Source organism: Paenibacillus sp. HW567 (assembly GCF_000374185.1).
GTDB lineage: Bacteria > Bacillota > Bacilli > Paenibacillales > Paenibacillaceae > Paenibacillus_AQ.
Genome location: NZ_KB910518.1, coordinates 5,934,523 through 5,950,596, shown reverse-complemented (window position 1 = coordinate 5,950,596; position 16,074 = coordinate 5,934,523). Strand labels below are relative to the sequence as shown.

General features: G+C 51.5%; 9 protein-coding genes. 7 read left to right on the top strand and 2 right to left on the bottom strand.

Translation table 11 applies throughout. The annotated features are described in order from the left end of the window. Positions 1–64: 64 nt before the first annotated feature. The 5 genes from B212_RS32520 (at position 65) to B212_RS0126405 (ending at position 6,182) form a co-directional block, all read left to right on the top strand. Positions 65–790, top strand: a complete 726-nt coding sequence (locus tag B212_RS32520) for a class I SAM-dependent methyltransferase (RefSeq protein WP_019914281.1) — start codon at positions 65–67, stop codon at positions 788–790. Beyond that, positions 787–1,914 (top strand): saccharopine dehydrogenase family protein, encoded by a 1,128-nt coding sequence (locus B212_RS0126420; protein WP_019914280.1) that lies wholly within the window; start codon positions 787–789, stop codon positions 1,912–1,914. The genes B212_RS32520 and B212_RS0126420 overlap by 4 nt, the downstream gene beginning before the upstream one ends. An 81-nt stretch (positions 1,915–1,995) precedes the next feature. Further along, positions 1,996–4,782 carry a glycoside hydrolase family 3 C-terminal domain-containing protein gene (locus B212_RS0126415; protein WP_019914279.1) on the top strand — a complete coding sequence of 929 codons (2,787 nt, stop codon included), beginning with the start codon at positions 1,996–1,998 and terminating at the stop codon, positions 4,780–4,782. Positions 4,783–4,930: 148 nt separating this feature from the next. After that, complete coding sequence (locus B212_RS32515; RefSeq protein WP_019914277.1) at positions 4,931–5,377, top strand: DUF1569 domain-containing protein; 447 nt, start codon at positions 4,931–4,933, stop codon at positions 5,375–5,377. A 166-nt stretch (positions 5,378–5,543) separates the two neighbouring features. Further along, complete coding sequence (locus B212_RS0126405; RefSeq protein ID WP_019914276.1) at positions 5,544–6,182, top strand: guanylate kinase; 639 nt, start codon at positions 5,544–5,546, stop codon at positions 6,180–6,182. 88 nt (positions 6,183–6,270) lie between these two features. Here B212_RS0126405 and B212_RS0126400 read toward each other — a convergent pair whose 3' ends face one another. Continuing rightward, positions 6,271–6,678, bottom strand: coding sequence for a hypothetical protein (locus B212_RS0126400; RefSeq protein WP_019914275.1), 408 nt, complete (start codon positions 6,676–6,678; stop codon positions 6,271–6,273). Between the two features lie 186 nt (positions 6,679–6,864). On the opposite strand from B212_RS0126400, the gene B212_RS0126395 reads away from it, so the two are divergent. Further along, positions 6,865–7,770 carry an AraC family transcriptional regulator gene (locus tag B212_RS0126395; protein ID WP_019914274.1) on the top strand — a complete coding sequence of 302 codons (906 nt, stop codon included), beginning with the start codon at positions 6,865–6,867 and terminating at the stop codon, positions 7,768–7,770. Positions 7,771–7,915: 145 nt separating this feature from the next. Here the strand turns inward: B212_RS0126395 and B212_RS0126390 are convergent, their stop codons facing one another. After that, entirely contained in the window at positions 7,916–9,103 is a 1,188-nt protein-coding gene (locus B212_RS0126390) for a HupE/UreJ family protein (protein ID WP_019914273.1), read from the bottom strand. A gap of 237 nt (positions 9,104–9,340) precedes the next feature. On the opposite strand from B212_RS0126390, the gene B212_RS0126385 reads away from it, so the two are divergent. Beyond that, the gene (locus B212_RS0126385; protein WP_019914272.1) at positions 9,341–16,066 is read left to right on the top strand and encodes an S-layer homology domain-containing protein; all 6,726 of its coding nucleotides are present in this window, start codon (positions 9,341–9,343) and stop codon (positions 16,064–16,066) included. The last annotated feature ends 8 nt before the right edge of the window (positions 16,067–16,074 follow it).

The following is a 16,074-nucleotide window of genomic DNA, read 5'->3' as shown; positions in this document are numbered from 1 at the left end:
TGATAATTGAGAATAGTTCTTATTATATAGGATGGCACCCGGTCATCACAATGGAGGGAATTCAATGGAAGATTACACGGATAACCGTGACAGTCTCTGGGAGCAGGCGGCGGCTGATCAGTATTCCGATAATATAGCACTCAAAATACCAGGCTATCAGCTTCAGTACGATCTGATGGATACGCTGCTGACAGCGCTGTTCAAGGAGCGGATCGGCCCGGAGGTGCTGGCGGTTGGCGCAGGGGGAGGGCAGGAAATTCTGACGCTGGCCCGGAAACACCGGGACTGGAAATTCAGCGGGCTAGATACCTCCAAGCGGATGCTGCTGACGGCAGAGAAGCGCATCGCGGAAGCGGGTGTGGAGAACAGCGTTCAGCTCCATCATTGTGAGCTGGCTGCATGGGAGAACAGCAGACCGTTTGCTGCTGCAACCTGCATGCTGGTGCTGCATTTTGTGAAGGGGCGGGAGAACAAGCTTGCATTTCTTCAAAAGATTGCCGGACAGTTGGAGGCTGGCGCTCCATTGTTTATTTCTGCCATCAACGGCGATGTAGCTTCTCCGGCTTGGTCCCTTCAGATGGCGGGCTGGAGGCTTCATATGCTGAATCACGGGATTGAGCAGAAGGACTGGGAACGATTTGAACAATCGTTTGGTATGACCTCCTATCCGCTCCCGGCTGAAGAGATGGAGCTGCTGCTGCGGCAAGCGGGCTTCACTACTGTGACCAGATATTTCGGCTCCTATCTGATTGACGGATGGATGGCGGTTAAAGGAGGCAGTGCCGAATGAGGACAGATATTGTTGTGATTGGCGGCTATGGTCATGTGGGAGCGCAAATCTGCACGCTGCTGAGCGGCAGATTTCCGGGAGCCGTCTACGCGGCAGGCAGAAGTCTGGAACGCGCCGAGCAGTTCTGCAGGAGCACCGGAGGCAGGGTCAAACCGCTGCAAATGGATGCCGCCGGAGCCTTCTCTGCGGACAAAATGCGTCATGTGAAGCTGGTTGTCATGTGCCTGGACCAGCGAGACAGCTCTTTCGCAGAGGCTTGCCTGATGGAGGGGATTCATTATATAGATGTGACGGCAAACCTTGCTTTTTTCGGCCAAATGGCGCAGCTTGTCCAGTCCGGCAACAAGTATGGAGCCACCGCGCTGCTTAGTGTCGGGCTGGCGCCGGGGCTGACCAATTTGCTTGCAGGGGAAGCTAAGCTGTCGATGGATAAGGTGCAGCAGCTTGACATTGCCGTTCTGCTTGGGCTGGGCGACAGTCACGGCCAAGCGGCTATCGAGTGGACCGTTGACAACCTTGCTGCACAATTTGAGGTGATGCAGAACGGCACAGCCGTCAGAGCAGACAGCTTCACGGATGCCAGAAGAACGGATTGGGGCGCAGACCTCGGAACACGCCGGACCTACCGCTTCCCGTTCGCCGACCAGCAGATCCTGCCGCAGACGCTGGGCATCCCCACAGTCTCGACCCGCTTATGCTTCGATTCCAGGGCCGCTACATCCGGCATAGCAGCGCTTCAAAAGCTGGGGCTGCTGAAATGGCTGGGGCACAGGCGTTTTCGCAAGGCGACTGTGCGTTCTTTTGGCAAAATCCGCTTGGGTACCGAACGGTATGCCATTAAGATAGAAGCATTGGGCCTAAAGAATGGAGCTGCGGCAACCGCAGAATATGTGATTCAAGGCTTGCGGGAGTCTACAATTACAGCCCAAGTAGCGGCTATTGCCGCCGGAACACTGTACAGCAGTGGCTATGCCACCCCGGGAATCTATCACCTGGAGCAACTGCTCCGGGTACGGCTCAGTGAAGACCGCCTCTCACTCTATTTGTCAGGCCAAGAGGACGCGGGTATATATGAGGAAATCACAGGTCTACGGTGCTGGTCCCGCCACTCCTATACAGATTGACCACATTACCTTTGATTCTTGAAAGTGGATTCTTTATAGTAGGATATGGATAAGGAAATGACATTCAGGAGGAAATCAAAGTTGAGTACACAGAGTCTTGGAATTCCACTCGAAGGATTTGCAGAGTTCAGCCGGACCGTAGGGTCAGAAGGTGCGGTGTTGTTACAAAATGATGGACAGGTTCTGCCGCTGCGCGGCGGTGAAACCGTTTCGATTTTTGGCCGGACCCAGGTGAATTACTACCGCAGCGGCACAGGTTCGGGCGGCAGTGTGCATGTCTCGTATACGACTAATTTATTGGACGGGCTGCGCAGCCAGAAGAGTCTTGCGGTCAATGAAGAGCTGGCGGCAGTGTATGAGAAGTGGATTGAGCATAATCCCTTTGACAATGGCGGCGGGGCTTGGGCGGCAGAGCCGTGGCACCAGAAGGAAATGCCTTTAACAGATGAACTGGTATCGCAGGCGAGAGCCAAGTCGGACAAGGCGGTCATCGTGATCGGACGGACGGCGGGAGAGGATCAGGATAATGCCGACGCGCCGGGCAGCTACCGATTAACAGCGGATGAGCAAACGATGCTGAAGCAGGTGACGGCTTATTTTGAGCAAACCATCGTCGTGCTGAATGTGTCGAATATTATGGATATGAGCTGGCTGGACGATAACAGCTACGTACACCCTATCCCTTGCGTGATCTATTCCTGGCATGGCGGTATGGAGGGCGGCAATGCCATTGCCGACGTACTGGCCGGAGAAGTGACGCCAAGCGGTAAATTGACTGATACGATTGCTTATTCGATTGAGGATTACCCTTCAACCCGCAATTATGGCAATGAATTCAAAAATATATATCAGGAAGATATTTATGTGGGCTACCGGTACTTCGAGACATTTTGCCCGGATAAGGTTCATTTCGAATTTGGTTACGGGATCTCCTACACCACCTTCACTATCGAGCCGGAGGAAGCCAAGCTGGTCAGCCGGAATGGACAAACCTTTGCCGAGATCGCTGTAACCGTAACGAATACGGGAAATACTTTTGCCGGAAAAGAGGTCGTACAGGTCTATTACGAAGCGCCGCAAGGCAAGCTCGGACAGCCGTCCAAAGCGCTCGCAGCCTTCGTGAAGACCCGCGTCCTTCAGCCGGGAGAGTCGCAGCAGCTTACCGTGAGCTTCCCGATTCATTCGATGGCCTCCTATGACGACGCCGGTGTGACCGGGCACCCATCCGCTTATGTGCTGGAAGCCGGAACCTACCGCCTGTATGTGGGAAGCAGCATCAAGCAGGTGGCGGAAATCGCGGTAGAAGGCCGCAGCGGTTATGTGCTGGAAGCTCTTGAGGTGGTGGAGCAGCTTCAGGAAGCGCTGGCGCCAACCGAGCGTTTTACAAGAATGATGCCGGGTGCCCGCAAGGAAGACGGTTCGTATGAACTGCTGTATGTTGAAGCGCCGACGCGCAAGGTTTCCATGAAAGAACGGATCGAGAAGAACCTGCCCGAGACGCTTACGCAGACCGGCAATCAAGGCCACACCCTAAGAGATGTATTCGATGGAAAAGTGGAGATGAAGACCTTCATCGCCCAGCTCAGCGATCAGGATCTGGCGGTCATCGTCAGAGGCGAAGGGATGAGCAGCCCGCTCGTTACACCGGGTACGGCTTCAGCTTTTGGCGGAGTCAGCGACCAACTGTTCAGCTACGGAATTCCTGTAGCATGTACGGCAGACGGCCCTTCCGGGATTCGGATGGACAGCGGGCACAAGTCAACTCAGGTTCCGATTGGCACCCTGCTTGCGGCGACCTGGAATGCGGAGCTGGTAGAAGAGCTATATGTGATGGAAGGCCGGGAACTGGTCGGAAACAGCGTGGACACGTTGCTTGGACCAGGGCTGAATATCCGCCGGAGTCCGCTGAATGGACGGAACTTTGAGTATTTTTCCGAGGACCCGCTGATTTCCGGGGTTTTTGCAGCAGCGTGCACGCGGGGGATTATGAAAGGCGGCTCTAACGCTACCCTGAAGCACTTCGCCTGCAACAACCAGGAGAAGCACCGCAGCAAGGTGGATGCCATCCTGTCAGAACGCGCCCTGCGGGAGATTTATCTGAAGGGCTTTGAGATTGCAGTCAAAGAGGGCGGGGCCAACTCAATCATGACCTCGTATAACCCGGTTAACGGGCATTGGGCAGCTTCCGGCTACGACCTGAACACCACGATTCTGCGCGGAGAATGGGGTTTCCAGGGTATCGTGATGACCGACTGGTGGGCCATTATGAACGATGTTGTCGAGGGAGGACCGGCGGACCGCAAATACATGAACTGGATGGTCCGTGCGCAGAATGACCTTTACATGGTTGTCAGCAACTACGGTGCAGAAGTCAACGCATATGATGACAATATCCTGGAATCCCTGGAAAATGGCACGCTGACCCGGGGAGAACTGCAGCGTTCTGCCATGAATATTTGCCGGTTCATCATGAACGCGCCGGTATTCTCCAGACCGCATGTAAGTGAGGAAACGGTAGAGAGCTTCAAGGCGAATCCTGCCCTTTCGGCAGAGCTGGCGCAATCTCTGGCTGAGAATGCTCAGGTGAAGCCTGCCGCGACCGGATCGACCTTTATGAAAGCAAAACAAGCGGGTGAGTACCGGATTATCGTGGGCATCATGTCCACGGAAACGGAATTGGCTCAAAGCGCATGTAATGTGACCCTGAACGGCCAGATGCTGGCGACCATTCAGACGAACGGCACCGATGGCAGATGGATCAGACAGAGGCTTGTGAAAATCAGCCTGGAAGCGGGTCTGTATGAGCTGAAACTGGATTTCGTGAAGCCGGGACTTCAGATCGACTGGATCGAATTCAAACAGGTGTAAGCAAGCGGGAGAAGAGAGTATCTTACGGGATGCTCTCTTTTTTTGTCCGGGAATAGAAGTCCGCTCCTTGCCTCACCATGAAATATGGACTAAATTAGAGTGAGGTGGAAAAACCTTGCAATCATTTATGTGCTTTGGAGGCGAAACCGTGGAAACTGTTCAGTTTTCTTCATTGGCTGATGTCAAAATAGAACTTGTAAAAATGCTTGAACAAGAGGATATTCAAACGAAGCAATGGTCACTCTTTGAGATGCTTACCCATTGTTCCCAGACCATCGAATATTCGATGGTGGGTTATCCGCAAATGAAGCCCAAAATTGTAAGGAATACAATCGGGCGGATGGTGATCAGGAAATTTTTGCGGCAGGGATTCATGAAGCATGACTTGGCAGCGCATGTACCCGGAGCGGCTAAGCTTGAGAAGCAAGGAACGGCAAAGGAAGGGATTGAAATTCTCCTGAAATCTATAGACAAATTTACTGCCTACAACGGGCCGCTTGCTCCCCACTTGGTATTCGGCGCGCTGTCTAAGGAAGAGTATGACAAGTATTTCACGATGCATATTGCGGATCATTTCTCCGAATTGCTATATTGATGTTTGCTATAACACACGCAAAAGACACCTCAAGGGGTGTCTTTTTGCTGCGTGGTCCTAGAGGGATTTGGAGATTTCTGTCGAATTAGTCAAGTATAGCTTGTATGTGAAGGAGGTGAATCCCGGTGCTGCTCGCATAAGCTTGCACAGGCACACGGGAGAAGCAATGTGGAACTGGCTGAAAACATCCAAAGCATCGGCGACCAAACAGGAGACTGTGAACCAACCTGCTGAGACTGAGACGGCAACAGAAGCTCCTAGTCCCAAGATCATTATCATCACCGGAACCAGCGGTTCGGGGCGGAAAAGCATTGCCAGGCAGCTCAGTGCTTCACTTGGAATTCCCAATGTGATCCCTTATACGACACGCGAGATTCGCCCGCAGGAGCAGGACGGGGAGAATTATCATTTTATCCCTGACGGGGAGTTTCAGGCGATGGCGGAGCGGAATGCATTTCTCCAGACGGTCCATTTGGAGCGGGGGTGTTACGGAATTGCAGTGCAGGAGCTTGAACAAGGCCTTGAGCAGCATAACGCTGTTATTGTTGTGGTGAATCACGAAGGAGCTAAGGCATTCCGGGAGAAATACGGCGAGGATGCTGTGCGAGTGTTTATATACGTGACAAAGAATGACATCCAGCTCCGGCTGGAGCGGGAAGGCGTACCGTTCGCCATCATAGATGAATACCTGGGCAATTATACGGAGCAAGTGGCCTACAAAAGAGAATCGGAGTATTTATTGCAAAATATGGACCCCGAGGTCACGCTTCAGAAAATTAAGGAGTTCGTGGAGACAAAAATATAGGCCGCAGACTGGTGGAACAATAATCAGCCGCATACAAAAAGACACCTTGAGGGGTGTCTTTCCTATTGTGCTTATCCGCATGACAAGCCTACTCGCTGCTCGTGCCCATTAACCCCTTAAGTCCGTTGAAGAAAGGCCGAATGGTTTTGATCATACCGTAGCCCATCTTCATCACTGGCATTGCTCTCTGCATAAACCCAAAGAAGCGTAAGCCACCGCTGAGTGCTCCCGCGATTCCTCCCCCGGCAGCACCTGCACCTGCTCCTCCAAAGAACGATCCCAGAAGCGGCATGAACGCGGAGACTTCGGCTTTACGCGAACGGGAGGATGATTTTTTGTTCGGTATTTTGCCTGTTGCCGGTCTGGAGAGGATCAGTACATCCTTCTGGAGTCCGGTTATATATCCTACATACGAACGTCCGTCATGAAGCGTAATGCAGACTGGCCGGCCCTTCAGCTCCTTTGCCCGCTTGCGGATCTTGGTTGGCTGTCCCATATGTCATTCACCTCGTTGTTATATTTACTACATATTACTCAGGGATTAGAGTGGAGCTTGTGCGAATAGGAAAATTGTTTTGGCTGAATAAATGAAATAGAAGTCTATACTTGAAGTATTGCAATTCAAGTCAAAACTCCAGTTATTCCCTCTGCTAAGATCAATAGGGAAAGGAGAGAACATGGCGTGTACGAATGGAATGAAATGGTTCAGCTTATGGTGGATTGGATCGAAGGGGATCTTGCCGCTGTGCCTTCGCTTATAAAAATGTCGGAACAGCTTGGCTATTCGCCGTACTACTGCACGAAGCAGTTTCACTCGCTGACCGGGGTGACTTTGCGGGATTATGCCTGGATGCGCAGGATCAGCCGTGCTGCGCTGGAGCTGCGTGATACGGATGCCCGTATTCTGGATATTGCGGTGAAGTTCGGTTTTTCCTCACAGGAGGCGTTCTCGCGGGCGTTTGTGAAGGCTTTTCAGATTACCCCCCATGTCTATCGCAAAGCGCCCCGGCCCATTCCGCTGGCGATTCGCGCTGAAGTGTTCTCCCCTTATCACTATCTGATCAAGGAGCGGGATAAAATGAGACAGGTGCATTTACAGGAAGCGGAGATCAAGATCGAGCGTATACCGGCCCATAAGTTCATTGGGATCTGGGATGCGGACGTGGACAATTACGGTCAGTTCTGGGAGCATGGCCATGATTGCGACGAGGTGTCGGGAACGCTGGAGAGTATGTCGCACCATACGCTTCCCGGTCAAATTGGCCAGACGGCGGGCTGGTTCTACCAGAATGGGCAAAAGGGCTACCTGTACGGCATCCCTGTGGCGGCGGACTATGCTGGTGAGATTCCTGAGGGAATGGAGGCCAGGGAGATCCCGGAATCGGAGTATCTGGTCTTTTTCCATCCGCCGTTTGATTACTTGAAGGACAATGGCGAAGTGATGCAGACGGTCGAACAGGTGGCCTGGAATTATGACCCCAAGACTATGGGCTACACCTGGGATGAGGATACGAAGCAGGATTACCAGCGTCACTTCCCGGAGGGCTACGGCTATGCCGTGCTGCGGCCGGTGAAGAAGCTCGGGTAAGGGGATAGGAGAGAGGAAGGGAAAACCGCCTCGAACAAAAAACACCCCGCAAGGTGTCTTCAGGCTCGGCAGCAGCCATAGAAGAACCCGTGACGGGAATAAAAACAGCAATCCCCCTTGGAAGCACAAGGGGATTGCTGTTTTTTTACAGAAATATTCTTTGCACGAGCCAGACCGCCCCCATAACCGTAATCAGCCAAGAACCATAGGTGACAACCGGCTTGAAGAAGCTTCTTTTTTGCATAAAAACCAGGAGCGGCAGCAGTAGCAGCACAATACACAACTGGATGAATTCAATACCTACATTGAAGCTGATCAGGTCAATGGCCAGATGGGTTTTGGGAAGATTCATTTCACGCAGAATATCCGAGAACCCGATACCGTGAATAAGTCCGAACAAGAAGGTAATGACCCAGCGGAAGCGGATCTCCCTACGGAAAATATTCTCCAGAGCTACGTAACAGATGCTGAGGGCAATAACCGACTCCACTATTCTTGACGGCAGGGTAATCCACCCCAGAACGGCAAGGGTCAGGGTAATGCTGTGTGCTAAAGTAAACGCGGTGATGATGGAGATATACTGTTTGAGTTTTTGCTTTCTCAGTAGTAAGGCGAACAGAAATAATAAATGATCGTACCCGGTAAGAATATGGTTCATCCCTAATTTGAAAAAAGAGAACCAATCCGAGCCGCTGCTCATCGTGGTAGCCGTTTCTTGCCCATTGGATGGCGCGGAAGCCTGGTTTCCCGAATCTCCCGCACCTGTAAGCTGCTGCTCCTGCTGATCTTCGGTGAGAAGCAGCGTCCACGTCCGGCTTTTTCCCTGCAGTACAGTTTCGCTCAACTGGCTCCCGTTGCGTGCAGTAACCAGATTAACATAGGGAGAACTGGTGGCTTGTGAGTAAAGGCCATCCTGAATAGAGATCGTCTGTCCGGATGTAAAGGCCGGATAGGTAAAGTGCCAGGTTAAGATTTCCTTATTTTCTTTCTTTTCCAGCGTAAGGTCTACAAGCTCGCCGGCCTGCTGCCGCTCGTTCATTTCCAGCACTACGCTGTCGTCGATCCATTCTTCCAGCTTATGCCGGTTGGCTTCGACCTCCTCCTTTTCAAGAATCCCGTTACGGTTGGTATCGACATCCATGCTTTCAAGAATAGAAATGACATCGAGTGAAAATAAGAGGTCCGTTTTGTTCTTATCGAACGTAACCGTGGTAAAACTGGCACTAAGCGCATGTGCAGATGCGGTTGGGTTAGCAAAAATTGCAGAAATGAAGAGGGCCATAATGAACGTTAGGAATGCGAATCGGCTGGAGCGGTGAGTGTGGGCTGGCAAAGTACTTCCTCCTTGATGTATGAACTGTGTAGTTGTGATAAATCACCTGACCACCATTATAGCGAAGAGTTATTTTCGCTATATATGCGTATGTAATGAAATATATTAAATTTACATATTTGATACAATGAAATAATATGGATTTTACATCTCAGGCTTATGGTTAATTCAGCCGTGTCTTGATGCATACCGCAGCTATCAGCAGGGATCCACACGACTAGAGGAGGAATTGTACTCATGGATTTACGTATCAACCGCTTGAAAAAAAGGATGAGCCTGAGCCTGTCTGCTCTTATGGTTCTGTTCACCGCAGTTCCGCAAGGCATTTTGCTGCCGCAGGCTTATGCCGCTTCAGCTGATTCACCGCATGTTGTCATTAGCCAGGTTTTTGGTGGTGGCGGCAATGGCGGAGCGCCGTACACGTATGATTTTATTGAATTATACAATCCTACAGACAGTGATATTGACCTTAATGAATATGCTGTTCAGTATGCCTCCAAGGCAGGAACGTTCACCGGTGTTTCAGCCGGAAGCGGCGTAAGTATGACGGTTCTGACAGGAAAGGTGATTAAATCTCACGGCTTCCTTCTGATACAGGAAGCGAAGGGGACAGGCACTCCCGCGGATCTTCCTACACCTGATGTTACGGGATCTATTGCCATGGCGGCAACAGACGGGAAAGTTGCACTCACAAGTACACAAGCTGCAATTTCCGGTATCAATGATGTTGCCGTTGTAGACTTTGTAGGTTACGGCAGTACCAATGAGTATGAAGGCACCAAATCAGCGGCGTTATCGAATAGTACCAGCGCGCAAAGAAAATCGGAGGACGGCAGCAATTCCGGTCCCGGAAAGGGCGCCGGACTCGATACTGACAATAACGGTACTGACTTCGTTGTTGCCCCTGTACTGACTCCCAGAAATTCAGCAACTCCTGCTGTCGTCATTACCAAGAGCGCACAGCCTCTGGGACAGAACATCCAGTTCACCAGTCAAGCCGGTACAGGTACTATCACAGGAGATGCAACCTCCGTTACAGCCTCTACATATGTCTCCCTGTATGTAAATAACCCGGCCAATTCATTAGTTCCGGTTACAGAAGCCGTATATGCAGATGCTTCCGGAGCCTTCAGCTTATCATTCGACAACTCCAGTGAGTACAAACAGGTCTACCTTACGGCTACTGAAGCCGACAAAGCTGCAAGTACATCTGTTGTCATTAATGCGGCTGTACCGAGTACTGCGCCTGATGCCGAGAAGCTGACCTACTATTTGGACACCGATGGCGGGGGCAGAATTGTCGGAACGGCGGGGGCATCCGTGCCGAACTCCGTAATCTACAGCTATAACAGTGCTACGGGCGGTGCAAGATTCGCCAGCACTGAAGGCGGCAAGGATTATGTCGTCTCAGGAGCGGACGGATCGTTCTCGTTTACCTTTGCAGGCGGAACCGATGATGTATTTGTCGCACAGCTGACAACGACTTCAAGCGGCAAAAATCTGGAAAGTGCGCGCACATCCATTACCAAGGAAGATACCACTGTCATTACACCAATCAGCACGCTGCGCACGAATGACAGCACCGGTAAATCGGATAAAATCAATCAGATTTTTACGATTCAAGGGGTAGTGATCGGAAATAATGCCGTTACGGCTGCCAATACCTTCTATATGCAGGATGCGACCGGGGGCATCGCTGTATTTGGAGCGCTTCCGGCAGGTGTTACAGTCGCTCAGGGGGATCTGGTTACAGTAACGGGTGCAGTTCAATTTTATAACGGGCTGACGGAAATTACGCCGACCACCATTGTGAAGAACGGTACGGCTGAACTTCCGGTTCCAGCCGAATCTACACTGCTCGATCTGATCAGCTACGAGAAGGCCGAACCGCTTGAAGGCTCGCTGGTCAAGTTCACCGGTAAAATCACCAATATCCCGGCGATTTCCGGTAATGGCTATAACATTACCGTAGCTGAGACAGCAACGAATAAGACGATTACTGTACGGGTAACCACTGCGAGCGGCATTGATGTATCCAGTCTGCTGCAGAAGGATTCCAGCTACACCTTTACCGGGATTTTCAGCCAGTATGTATCCGGCAGCACGTATAAGAGCGGATATCAGGTCTTCCCAAGATCCAGTAAAGATGTGCAGGAGGTAAAGGAGCTTGCCCTTTCCCATCAGGCAATGACCCAGGCCTATAGCAATACCGATATCCAGTTCAAGGCCACAGCTAAGAATGCTGATTCGGTCATATTGTATTACAGAACGGCAGGCGGAACTTATACGGCTCTGCCGATGAATACATCCGACAGCAGCAACTACACTGCAGTGTTGAATTCAAGCTTTGTGCCTGCCGGAGGCAGCTTTGAATATTATATTGAGGCTGCAATGGGACAAGCTACGAAGTCATCGGGTTCGGCGGCCGCACCTTACAGCGTTGCTGTAGTCGATGATACGTTTGCTCCTGAATTCTATGAAGAAACGCCGATTTCAGGTACGAAGATCGAGGACAGACAACCGCTGATCTCCATCAAATATAATGAGCCAAGCGGTCTTGATGCAGCTACTTTGAAGGTTACACTCGACGGCGCAGCGGTGCCGGCGACAATTAACGGTGACACAATCACTGCCGGCATTTCCTCCGATCTGTCAATTAGTGAGCATACCGTTGTGGTGAAGGCCAGCGATACCAAGAAGAATGCCGGCTCTTACAGCTGGAGCTTTACGGTTACGCCTGTGTTTACAGGAGGCAACCACTACCGGGGAACGACGCATAACCATACGGATATTTCTCATGATGCTGCCGGTACCCCGGAAGATGCCTTGAAGGCGGCGGAAGCTCATAACTATGACTTTTTTGCTTTCTCCGATCACTCGCATGATATTGATGCTTCTTTGGTTAACCAGGATACAGTGGATCATAAAGGCTATCCGGAGCGTACCGGCGGCGCTGATTGGCAGCTGACCAAGGATCTCGCCAAGAAATACACCAAGAATGACAGCTTTGTGGTCTTCCCTGCGTTTGAGATGACCTCCACCACTTGGGGACATTCCAACGTGTTCGGTACGGACAACTTTATCGACCGCAAGCAGAATTCTGGCAAATATCAGGATTTGAGCCAGTACTATGCATGGGTAATGACCTACGATGATGTCGTGGCGCAGTTCAACCACCCTGATATGTCGGCTAACGCCTTCAATAACTTCACTCCTTATGACCGGAACGTGGATAAATTGTTCACCATGTTTGAAGTGGGCAACGGATCGGGCCATTACGGTTATGCCAATGCGGAGAAAAAGTTCTTCAAAGCGCTGGATCTGGGCTGGCATGTGGCTCCTACTTATGGCGAGGATAATCATGACGGCACGTGGGGCCAGACGAATGCCAGAACGGTAATCGTAGCCAGTGACCTGTCTCAGGAATCACTGCTGCAATCCATGCGCAATATGCGTGTGTATATGACAGAGGACCCGAACTTTACCCTGGATTTCCTGGCCAACGGAAGCTACATGGGGGCAACAGTCAAGGGTGATACGCTGAACTTCACGATTTCAGGAAAAGATGATGTTGTCGAAGAGAAAAGCAAACCGGAATACAGCTATCTCAGCAGTACCTACAAGTCTGATGACCGTATCGCCAAAGTCGAATTAATCAGCAATGGCGACAAGGTCATTGACTCCATTACACCGATGACCACCGGCTTTACCTGGAATCCATCCGTTGCGGTTACCGGCGGACAGCAGTGGTACGTAGTAAAAGTAACGCAGATGGATGGCGAACAGGTATACTCCGCACCAATCTGGTCACAGGATGTCACAACCGATGTAAAGGTCAGCGGTATTAATGTAGTCGGCAACAGCCTGGTTTCAGGCAGCCCAGCCACTCTGGAAGCAGGACTGACTAACCTGGGTTCCCAGGATCTGAGCAATCTGAATGTCAGCTTCTATTATGATGTGGTTGACGAGGCGCACTTGATCAATAAAGCTGCTGTAGCTGCGATTTCGTCAAAAGGCACGGCTACCGCAGCTGTGACCTGGACCAATCCTGTAGTGGGCAATCATCAGCTGATTGCGGTTCTGGATACGCCGCCGGGCGATTCTCCGGCAGATAATCAGTTCAAGCTGGCGGTAACGATTAAGGCCTCGCTCGGCGTTAAGATTTTAATTGATGCCGCTCATAAGAATGAGAATACTTCAACAGATTCAAGTACCTATAAAGACAACCTGAAGAGCTTCACTTCCAAGCTCCGGCAGGAAGGCTACACTGTTGTTGAGAACACAAGCGCCATTACGGCTGCAAGCCTGGCGGATGTGCAGATACTAATGTTCACGCATCCGGCGGTTGCATTAACTACCGAGGAGAGTCTAGCGATTGCCGGTTTTGTACAGCAGGGCGGTTCGTTATTCCTGACGGAGAAGAGCAATAACAGTACGAACCCGACCATTGCGAATAGCCTGCTGCAAGCCATCGGCTCTACAATTCAGGTGAGCAACGACGGTATTTTTGATACTAGTGCCGAGGGGAACTTCTGGTCCCAGCCGATCGGAACGAACACCTATACCGTCAGACTTCATCCGGGTCTGGTGAGCAACTACATTACAGACCGGTCGCTCACGCTCGAATATTACAGCGGAGCCAGTCTGGAGAAGGTAGGACATCAGCCGCTTGTCGATACGGATAAGGTGACGCTGCTGGTAAAGGGGAATGAAACGACCTTCCAGGATAAGGTTGCTGCGGGCGGTTATATCTATGACAACGTAAATGACGGTGTTGGCGGTTCTGCGATTCCGGCGGTTGCCTCTGAAGCGGTAGGGGCCGGAAGAATCATTGTCTCGGGCATGAACTTTGTTAACGATAAGCAGCTTGACGAGTCCTACAATGCAAAGGGCAATGATGAGCTTGGAATAAATGCGATTAACTGGCTGGCCCACCGGGGAACGACAATCAATTCGGTTGAGGATGTCCGTTCAATGCCGGATGGCACACCGGCGGTCATTGAAGGAACCGTAGTTACCGGCTCCAATATCTTCTTCGATGCGTTCTATGTGCAGGATGCCACCGGCGGTATCATGGCCTTTAATGAAGTGCCTGAGGATACGCTGGTTGAAGGGGATACGGTCAGAATCTATGGACAGACCAAGACCTTTGAGAATAACAAAGAGCTTGAATTTGGCGCATTTGCTACAGATGTTATCAAAACGGGACATACCACTCCGGTAGAGCCGCGTTTAATGACTACCGGTGACGCCAGCCTGGAGACGAACCAGGGCTTGCTGGTAAAAGTTAAAGGTAAGGTTGTATCCCAATTTGACGAGAACTCTTATGTAATTGATGATGGCTCGGGTAAGGTGCTTGTCTTTACCGACGGATATATTGCCAAGCAGAGCGGGCCGGTTCCGGTGCTGGCTGCCGGAGATACGCTGGAAGCAGTGGGCATTACCGGTAAGAATACAGAAGGTATCCGGATCCGGGTACGGAATACAACCGAGCTGGTGAAGACTGCCGGAGACTCCACGGATCCGACGACACCGACCGATCCGACGACACCGACCGATCCAACGACACCGACGGATCCGACGACACCGACCGATCCGACGACACCAACGGATCCAACGACACCGACGGATCCGACGACACCGACCGATCCAACGACACCGACGGATCCGACGACGCCAACAACTCCGAGCGGCTCGGGGACTTCGACGGATAGTACGACTAACACAACGATTCCGGCTGCCAGTGATGAAACAAAGATTACAACCGCTAAGGAGACCGGCGCGGATGGGGTAACCTACAGCAAAGTGGTAATTGATGCAGACTCTCTCGGGAAGTCTCTGCAGGCGAAACCGCAGGTAGTTATCTCTCTTCCGGAATCAGGCGATCCGGTGAAGGTTGAAATTCCGCTTCAAGTCTTTGCACCAGCGGATGGTTCACGGAAGGGTTCAAGCCTGCTGATTCAGAGCAAGGAGTTCTCCTACACGCTGCCTTCCGGTGTAATTTCTGCTGCTGGGCTGGTACAGAGCCTGGGTGCTGATCTGAAGGACATTACCTTGTCACTGGTGATTACACCAGCGGGAACAGTTCTGAAAGCACAGTTGGACAAGGCGGCGGGGCTGAGCCATACGAAGCTGCTGACAGATGCTGTCGAGTTCAAGATTATTGCTGAGGGTAACAGCAAGACCCTGGAGCTTAACAATTTTGGTACAACCTATGTGTCGAGGGGCTTAACTATCAGCTCCATACTCGATTCCCGTTACAGCACCGGCGTACGCTTGGATGAAGCCAGCGGAGAATTTGTATTCGTGCCAACCTACTTCACGGTAAACGGCGGCGAGACGAAGGCTGAAATGAAGCGTACTGGGAACAGCGTCTATACCGTTGTTAACTCCAATGTCACCTTTGATGATATTAAGGGACACTGGGCGCAGAGCAGTATTGAGCTGATGGCCTCCAAGCTGATCGTGAAGGGACAGACCGCAACGAAGTTTGCCCCTGATCAACAGATTACGCGTGCTGAGTTCGCTGCGCTGCTGGTTCGCTCTTTGGGATTGAACCAGTCCGGAAGCAAAGCCGGCTTTACGGACGTATCGGAGAAAGACTGGTTCAATGGGGCTGTTGCTGCAGCAGCAGAGGCTAATATTGTTACTGGTTTTGCAGACAACAGCTTCCACCCGTCAGCTTCAATCAGCCGCGAGGAGATGGCGGCGATGACATTGCGGGCGTTGGTTTATGCCGGACGCACTTCAGCTGCCGTGAATGCCGATTCAATCCTTTCTGCCTACAAGGACAACGGGTCTGTAGGAGACTGGGCAAAAGAATCCATCGCTGAACTGATGAGCAGCGGAATCATGAGCGGAATGAGTACGACAGCGATTGCTCCAAAATCGCTGGCGACCCGTGCCCAGGCTGTTACCATTCTCAAACAAGCGCTGCAGTCGATTCAATTTATTAACAAATAGGTTGTAGT

What these genes read in the sequence shown, in the direction of transcription:
- B212_RS0126385 (WP_019914272.1), top strand. Translation starts at nt 9,341, where the DNA reads ATGGATTTACGTATCAACCGCTTGAAAAAAAGGATGAGCCTGAGCCTG.
- B212_RS32520 (WP_019914281.1), top strand. Translation starts at nt 65, where the DNA reads ATGGAAGATTACACGGATAACCGTGACAGTCTCTGGGAGCAGGCGGCG.
- B212_RS0126420 (WP_019914280.1), top strand. Translation starts at nt 787, where the DNA reads ATGAGGACAGATATTGTTGTGATTGGCGGCTATGGTCATGTGGGAGCG.
- B212_RS0126400 (WP_019914275.1), bottom strand. Translation starts at nt 6,678, where the DNA reads ATGGGACAGCCAACCAAGATCCGCAAGCGGGCAAAGGAGCTGAAGGGC.
- B212_RS0126405 (WP_019914276.1), top strand. Translation starts at nt 5,544, where the DNA reads ATGTGGAACTGGCTGAAAACATCCAAAGCATCGGCGACCAAACAGGAG.